Raw genomic sequence first — 7,959 nt, forward strand, 5'->3', positions numbered from 1 at the left:
CGATGGTACTGGAGTCACTTCCGGGAGAGTAGGTTGCCGCCACCACAGATTACAATGTACCCATCTCCTTAAACCGAGATGGGTATACTTTTTTCTTTTTGATTTTTTACAAAATAATTACCTTTGCCAATCGGGGTGTAGCGCAGCTCGGTAGCGCGCTACGTTCGGGACGTAGAGGTCGTGGGTTCGAATCCCGCCACCCCGACTTGTAAAACTTGATCATCATGCGTTTTGGATTGATATCGTCGAATCTTTGGTGGCGTTCTTCTTCAATCGAAGTTGAACAGTCAGCGCATGCTTTGTAAAACCGATTCTATTGGTTCTTTCGAAAGCCCACTGTTCAAACCAGTGGGCTTTTTTTGTTTTCTAACCATTCCTTTTCAATCATGATTGCTCCCTTTAAAGAACAAAAACCGGCCTTCAAGGTGACCAGCTCCTACCGCAAGATGCTAGCCGACACCTTGACCCCTGTTAGTATCTATCTTCGCCTGAGAGATAAGTTTGTCAACAGTATTCTGCTCGAAAGCTCAGATTACCACGGGAATGACAACAGCTACTCCTACATCTGTTTTGATCCCGTTGCAAAATTTGAATTTGATGGTAATTCTATAAAGATCGACTACCCAAACGCTACGTCAAAATCCGTCGAGATTTCTCCAAAAGATGACTTGCTGACGGAAATCGAAGACTTTAGAGCCGGATTTCAGTATCAGAAATTCCCGTTTCCGTTTATTACCAATGGTCTTTTTGGTCACATTGGCTACAATGCGGTTCAGTTTTTTGAAGATATTTCGTTGAAAGCGGATGGAGCCGAAAACGATGTGCCGCTGGTCGTTTACCAGGCGTTTCGGTATGTGATTGCGATCAACCATTTTAAAGACGAACTCTATCTTTTTGAGCATTCGTATTTGGAAGAAGGTCAGGAGCCCGCTCCCCATAACCTTGATTACATTGAAACCCTCATTAAAAACCGCAATTTTCCGTCCTATTCCTTCCAAACTACGCAGGATGAGCAGTCTAATTTTACGGATGATCAATTCCTGGAAATTATTCAAAAAGGAATCGACCATTGCCACCGGGGTGACGTGTTCCAGATTGTGCTTTCCCGTAAGTTTTCTACGGCTTTTCGGGGCGATGAATTTAACGTCTACCGCGCTCTTCGCTCGCTGAATCCGTCGCCTTATCTTTTCTATTTTGATTACGGCAATTATAAATTGTTCGGATCGTCGCCGGAAGCTCAGATTGTCATTAAGGGCCAGAACGCCATCATTTATCCCATTGCCGGCACCTTTCGCCGGACGGGTAATGATGTAGCGGATGCGGAACTGGCGCAAAAACTGCACAATGATCCGAAGGAAACCGCTGAGCACGTCATGCTGGTCGACTTGGCGCGGAATGATCTGAGCCGGAATTGCAAAACCGTTAAAGTCGAAACCTTCAAAGAGGTGCAATATTACTCGCACGTCATTCACCTGGTGTCGAAAGTCGTGGGCGAACTGGACGAGAATACAAAACCGTTGCGGATTGTGGGCGAAACCTTTCCGGCCGGAACCTTGTCGGGTGCTCCCAAGCATAGGGCGATGCAATTGATTGATCGGTACGAAAAAACGAGCCGTGGGTTTTACGGCGGGTGCATTGGGTTCATGGATTTTAGTGGCGATTTCAACCAGGCGATTATGATTCGGACGTTCCTCAGCAAGAACAATACGTTACATTATCAGGCCGGCGCCGGCGTGGTTGCCAAATCGAATCCGGAAAGTGAATTGCAGGAAGTACATAACAAATTGATGGCCTTGCGGACGGCCATGAAACAGGCTGAAACAATCTAAAACAACGGTTTTTATGAAAGTGCTGGTTATCGATAACTACGATTCGTTTACCTACAACCTCGTTTACATTCTTCGCGAGCTGGGCCATACCGTTGATGTGTATCGGAATGACAAAATTTCGCTGGAAGATGTAGATGCTTATGACAAAATATTGTTGTCGCCCGGTCCCGGAATTCCGTCGGAAGCGGGCATTATGCAGGAAATTATTCGCACCTATGCGCCTACCAAAAGCATTTTAGGCATTTGCCTCGGCCATCAGGGAATCAGCGAAGCGTTTGGTGCGACACTGGAAAACATGACAGATGTCTACCACGGCGTGGCGCACCGGACCTTTGTGAAAAATACCTCCGAGCGGTTGTTCAACGGCTTACCTGCTGAATTGCTAGTGGGGCGGTATCACTCCTGGACGGTTATTCCCGAAAGCATTCCGGCCGAGTTGACGGTGACGGCGGTCGACGAAGAAGGCCGAGTAATGGGCGTGGCGCACAAAGAATTCGACGTGCGGGGTGTTCAGTTTCATCCCGAATCGGTGTTGACGCAGCACGGAAAACAGATGCTGGAAAACTGGTTGAACGCATGATTCTGGATTCTGTCGTTCCCTGGGGCCGTTCGCTGGGCGAATACCGGCGAATGTTCAATCTAACCGAAGCGGATTTGGCCAGAACCGTCCTCGGCGTTGGTGACGGCCCGGCCAGTTTCAACGCTGAAATGACGGAATTGGGGCACACTGTGGTTTCCATTGATCCGGTTTATGCTTTTTCAACGGATGAAATCGCTTCCCGGATTGAGAAAACGTACGGTACGGTGGTTGAGCAAACCCGATCCAATGCGTCTCAGTACAATTGGACGGATTTTCAGGATGCGGACGATTTGGGGAATCAGCGGATGAAATCAATGAATTTGTTCCTGGCCGATTACGAAACCGGGAAGCTTCAGGGACGCTATCGGACAGAATCACTACCCAAACTTTCCTTCCCGGATCATTCCTTTGATTTGGCGCTTTGTTCGCATTTCTTGTTTCTGTACACGACGCATTTGTCAGAAGAGTTTCATAAACAGGCCATTAGCGAATTGTTACGTGTTGCCAAGGAGGTACGAATTTTTCCGTTGTTGGATTTAAGTGGTCAGCTTTCGCCGTATGTAAACGCCGTTTCGGATGAGTACTGGAAGAACGGATTTTCGTTTGAACAGGAAGAAGTGCCGTATCATTTTCAGAAGAATGGCAACCAAATGCTTTGCATCAAAAGATAAATAACGCATCCTATTTCTATTAACCTCATGAAAGAAATACTGAATCACCTGTTCGAATACAAGACCTTAACCAAAGAAGAAGCCCGGCGGGTGTTGATCGGAATCAGTACCGGACAATACAATACCTCGCAAATTGCCGCTTTTTTGACGGTTTACATGATGCGGAGTATTACCGTCGAGGAACTCGAAGGCTTCCGCGATGCCATGCTGGAGCTGTGTCTGGCTGTCGATTTGTCGGAATATGACGTCATGGATTTGTGCGGAACCGGTGGTGATGGCAAGGATACCTTCAACATTTCAACCTTGTCGGCTTTTGTGGTAGCGGGTGCCGGGCAGCGGATTACTAAACACGGCAATCACGGCGTTTCGTCCATGTGTGGATCGTCAACAGTCATGGAATTTCTGGGCTACCGGTTTACGAATGACTATGATGTGCTGCGGAAAAAAGTCGAAACCGCCGGCATTTGTTTTCTGCACGCACCCCTCTTCCACCCGGCGATGAAAAATGTTGGGCCGATTCGGAAAGAATTGGGTGTAAAGACATTTTTTAACGTTTTGGGGCCGATGGTGAACCCGGCTTTCCCGAAAAAACAGCTCGTTGGCGTGTTCAGTCTTGAATTAGCCAGATTGTATGCGTATCTTTATCAGCAAACGCCTAAGCGGTTTATGATCCTACACGCTCTGGATGGCTATGATGAAGTGTCGTTGACCGGCGCCTTTAAAACGATCACCGCACACGCTGAGCAAGTGCTGACTCCGCACCAAATTGGCTTGCCCCAACTGCAGCCGGAACAATTGGCCGGGGGTAAGTCCGTCGAAGATTCTGCCCGTATTTTTATGAATGTGTTGAACAACGAAGCAACTTCTGCCCAAACGGATGCGGTTATTGCCAATGCTGCTATGGCGCTGGTAGCCGCCGAGCGGGCGAAAACCGTTGAGGAAGGCATTCAGCAGGCACGGGAATCGCTGGAAAGCAAGCGGGCGTTGGACAGCCTTAAAAAATTGCTGGCGGCTTAAGGCTAAAGAAGAATTGAATCGGTTGTAAAGAAAATTACAAAGTGCAATACCACCGGAATAAAGAATAGAATGGACGTACTTGAACGGATTATTGAGCGGAAGCGAACCGAAGTAGATTATCAAAAAACCGTCGTATCCCAACGGGAGCTCGAACAACGGCCGCAGTTTAACCGGCAGCCGCTAAGTGCTCACGACGCGCTTCGGCGACCCGGTTCATCGGGTATTATTGCCGAATTCAAGCGAAAATCCCCTTCCAAAGGCATTATTAACGATCAGGTTCTGGTGGCCGACACCACGGCGGGTTACGTCCGGGCCGGTGCTGCGTGTCTGTCGGTTTTAACGGATGAACCATTTTTTGGTGGTAGGTCCGAGGATTTGATCCAGGCGCGACAGGCCAATCCCTCAACCCCGATTATCCGGAAAGATTTCATCATCGATCCGTACCAGATTGTGGAAGCCAAAGCAATCGGTGCGGATTTTATTTTGCTCATTGCCGCTTGCCTCACCCCCAAACAAGTTCAGAATTACAGCCAGGTTGCCCACGATTTGGGGCTGGAAGTACTGCTGGAAGTCCACGACGAGGAGGAATTGGCCAGCCATCTGACCGAAACCGTCGATCTGGTGGGCGTCAATAACCGCAATCTGAAAACGTTTGTGACCGATCTTTCAACGTCCGTCCGGCTTTCAACGTTAATTCCCGATTCATTCGTCAAAATTTCCGAGAGTGGTTTGCAGCAGGCCGAATCCATTCTGGCGCTTCAGCAAGTCGGTTATCAGGGCTTTCTGATCGGCGAAACATTTATGAAAACCGCCGACCCGGCACAGGCTTTGCAGCACTTACTTGATGAATTGAACCAGTTGCATCCATTACCTCAAAAACACTATATCGTATGAAAGTAAAAGTCTGTGGAATGCGGGATTCCGAAAACATCCGTGATTTGCTCGCCCTGGCACCCGATTTTATGGGATTTATTTTTTACGACAAATCACTGCGGTTTGTTGGTGAAGAACTGGACGCTGAACTGTTAAAATCATTTCCGCGCAGCACGAAAAAAGTGGGTGTATTTGTCAACGCCAGCCCGGATTACATTCTGCGCAGCGTGAAAAAGTATGACCTGCAATATGTGCAGCTACACGGAACTGAAACACCCGACTTCTGCCGGAATCTGAGGAACCGGGGTGTCAGCATCATCAAGGCCTTTTCGGTCGATGAAACGTTCAACTTCAGCATGCTGAACAATTACAAACCGTCCTGTGATTTCTTTTTGTTCGATGCAAAAGGCGATCAGTTTGGCGGCAACGGCATTTCGTTCGACTGGAGCCTGATGAATCGGTATGATAACGACAAACCGTTTTTTATCAGTGGCGGTATTGATGCGGAAAGTCTTGACGCTCTGGATAAACTGAAACACCTGAAGCTGTATGGCGTCGATATCAACAGCAAAGTGGAGATGAGCCCGGGTCTGAAAGACATCGAACTGGTCAAAGCCATCATCACCGGCCTGAAACCCATCGAAGAAGAGGAAACCGTCGCTTAACCCGTAGCCTATTGAGATAGTTATACATTCAGAGACCGCATTTTGCGGTCTTCCAGGCTTTTCTGCCTTCATTAATTCGATAGTAATCGAAAATTGCCCGGTGATCGGTGCGGTTCTAGAGTTACTGCATACTTGTTTTTGAGTACAATGGAAACTACAGAAGTAAAATCAGCTTTTCAGGTCGACGAACGGGGATACTACGGCACCTTCGGTGGCGCATTCATTCCGGAAATGCTTTATCCAAACGTAGAAGAACTACGCCAAAATTACTTGTCTATTATTTCCGATCCGGCTTTTCAACAGGAATGGCGGGATTTACTAACGGATTATGTAGGTCGTCCAACCCCGCTTTTTCATGCCCGTCGTTTGTCAGCCGCTTACAATACAACGATTTACCTGAAGCGCGAAGACCTGTGTCATACGGGTGCTCATAAAGTGAACAATACAGTCGGCCAGATTCTGGTAGCCCAGCGATTGGGTAAAAAACGGATTGTGGCCGAAACCGGTGCAGGTCAGCATGGCGTTGCCACGGCGACGGTTTGCGCCTTGATGGGTCTGGAGTGTATTGTTTACATGGGTAGCATCGACATGGAGCGCCAGAAGCCCAACGTCGACCGGATGCGGATGCTGGGGGCGACAGTCGTTCCGGCCACCAGCGGAAGCCAAACCCTAAAAGATGCTACGAATGAAGCCATGCGGCATTGGATCAATAATCCGGTCGATACCCATTACGTGATCGGTTCGGTCGTTGGTCCGCATCCCTATCCGGATATGGTAGCTCGTTTTCAGTCCATTATTTCCGAAGAAACCCGCAAGCAATTGCTGGAAAAAACTGGTCAGGCCAATCCCGATTATGTCATTGCCTGCGTGGGTGGAGGGAGTAATGCTGCCGGTGCTTTTTACCATTACCTAGACGAACCGTCGGTGAAACTGATTGCCGCCGAGGCCGCCGGTCAGGGTGTTCAGTCGGGTCATTCGGCTGCGACGACTGCCTTGGGAAAACCCGGTATTTTGCACGGAAGCAGCACCATTCTGATGCAAACCGAAGATGGTCAGGTCGTTGAACCGTACTCGATCTCCGCTGGTTTGGATTATCCCGGTATTGGACCCTTACACGCTCATTTGTTTTCATCCGGCCGTGGTTGGTTTTACGCCATCACCGACGAGGAAGCGCTGGAATCGGCCTTTGAACTGAGCCGTCTGGAAGGCATCATTCCGGCCCTGGAGTCCTCACACGCCTTAGCTTGTTTGCCTAAATTAAAAGCCCGCCCAGACGAAACCGTCGTGATTTGCCTTTCAGGCCGTGGCGATAAAGATTTAGCCGCCTACACGACTCGTCTTCCAAAATAACCATCACACATACTCTATAATCTTCCGCCAGGTAAAAGCTAGCGGGAAAGCATTCCATTCCCTAAAGAATACTGCCATGAACCGCATTACTGAATTGTTTCAAAAGAAGTCCGAACAGATTCTGAACGTTTATTTCACCGCCGGTTTTCCCCAGTTGCACGATACGGCACCGATTTTGGAGACGTTGCAGGAAGCCGGTGTTGACCTGATCGAGATCGGAATGCCGTATTCAGATCCGGTCGCCGATGGCGAAACCATTCAGCAAAGCAACCAGAAGGCGCTACACAACGGGATGTCGCTGCGGGTTCTGTTCGAGCAACTTGAGGGAATTCGGCAGAAGGTTCAGGTGCCAATTCTATTGATGGGCTATCTAAATCCGGTTGTTCAGTTCGGAGTGGAAGCATTTTGCCGGAAATGTGCCGAGGTGGGTGTCGATGGAATCATTGTGCCGGATCTGCCTATTGATGTATACGAACGGGAATACAAGGCCATTTTCGATCAGTATGGGTTGCAAAATATCTTCCTGATAACGCCCCAGACAACTGAAAACCGTATTCGACAGATTGATCAGTTAACGAATGGGTTCATCTATATGGTCTCATCGGCCAGTACGACAGGCTCACAAAAAGGAATCACGGACGAAATGAAAGCCTATTTCAGCCGGATCGAAGCCATGAAAATAAAGAATCCACGCTTGATTGGTTTCGGAATTCAGGATTATTCAACTTTTCAAACGGCAAGTCAGTATGCTAATGGTGCCATTATTGGCAGCGCCTTCGTCCGTTTGCTGGAGCAAAATCAGGAGAATAAGACCGCAGCAATCCATGATTTCATCCACTCAATCCGGTTTTCGGAGCCTCAGGAAAAAATAAATTCGGTTCTTACCGCCTAATAGTCAGCACTGTAGAAAGTATTCTACATTTATTTTGGTTGGTGGTCTTGACAAAGGTTAAAATAATGCGGTACTTTGCAGT

The 7,959-nt window shown here is 48.3% G+C and carries 8 protein-coding genes and 1 tRNA gene; all 9 read left to right on the top strand.

Translation table 11 applies throughout. The features are described from left to right. Nucleotides 1-131: 131 nt before the first annotated feature. Nucleotides 132-205, top strand: a tRNA-Pro gene (locus F0P93_RS31355). Between the two features lie 181 nt (nucleotides 206-386). Then, on the top strand, nucleotides 387-1,829 hold the full coding sequence (locus F0P93_RS31360; RefSeq protein ID WP_150881750.1) for an anthranilate synthase component I family protein: 1,443 nt from the start codon (nucleotides 387-389) through the stop codon (nucleotides 1,827-1,829). 13 nt (nucleotides 1,830-1,842) lie between these two features. Further along, nucleotides 1,843-2,409, top strand: coding sequence for an anthranilate synthase component II (locus tag F0P93_RS31365; protein ID WP_150881751.1), 567 nt, complete (start codon nucleotides 1,843-1,845; stop codon nucleotides 2,407-2,409). After that, nucleotides 2,406-3,080 carry a class I SAM-dependent methyltransferase gene (locus F0P93_RS31370; RefSeq protein WP_150881752.1) on the top strand — a complete coding sequence of 225 codons (675 nt, stop codon included), beginning with the start codon at nucleotides 2,406-2,408 and terminating at the stop codon, nucleotides 3,078-3,080. Before F0P93_RS31365 ends, F0P93_RS31370 begins: the two co-directional genes overlap by 4 nt. 27 nt (nucleotides 3,081-3,107) lie before the next feature. Continuing rightward, the gene (gene trpD, locus F0P93_RS31375) at nucleotides 3,108-4,097 is read left to right on the top strand and encodes an anthranilate phosphoribosyltransferase (protein WP_138995294.1); all 990 of its coding nucleotides are present in this window, start codon (nucleotides 3,108-3,110) and stop codon (nucleotides 4,095-4,097) included. A gap of 69 nt (nucleotides 4,098-4,166) precedes the next feature. Next, the gene (gene trpC, locus F0P93_RS31380; protein ID WP_150881753.1) at nucleotides 4,167-4,991 is read left to right on the top strand and encodes an indole-3-glycerol phosphate synthase TrpC; all 825 of its coding nucleotides are present in this window, start codon (nucleotides 4,167-4,169) and stop codon (nucleotides 4,989-4,991) included. Next, nucleotides 4,988-5,635 (top strand): phosphoribosylanthranilate isomerase, encoded by a 648-nt coding sequence (locus tag F0P93_RS31385; RefSeq protein ID WP_150881754.1) that lies wholly within the window; start codon nucleotides 4,988-4,990, stop codon nucleotides 5,633-5,635. Before trpC ends, F0P93_RS31385 begins: the two co-directional genes overlap by 4 nt. A gap of 147 nt (nucleotides 5,636-5,782) precedes the next feature. After that, nucleotides 5,783-6,985 (top strand): tryptophan synthase subunit beta, encoded by a 1,203-nt coding sequence (trpB, locus tag F0P93_RS31390; protein ID WP_114410201.1) that lies wholly within the window; start codon nucleotides 5,783-5,785, stop codon nucleotides 6,983-6,985. Nucleotides 6,986-7,061: 76 nt separating this feature from the next. Continuing rightward, the gene (gene trpA, locus F0P93_RS31395; RefSeq protein ID WP_150881755.1) at nucleotides 7,062-7,877 is read left to right on the top strand and encodes a tryptophan synthase subunit alpha; all 816 of its coding nucleotides are present in this window, start codon (nucleotides 7,062-7,064) and stop codon (nucleotides 7,875-7,877) included. Nucleotides 7,878-7,959: the final 82 nt, after the last annotated feature.

This window comes from Larkinella humicola (assembly GCF_008727875.1).
GTDB lineage: Bacteria > Bacteroidota > Bacteroidia > Cytophagales > Spirosomataceae > Larkinella > Larkinella humicola.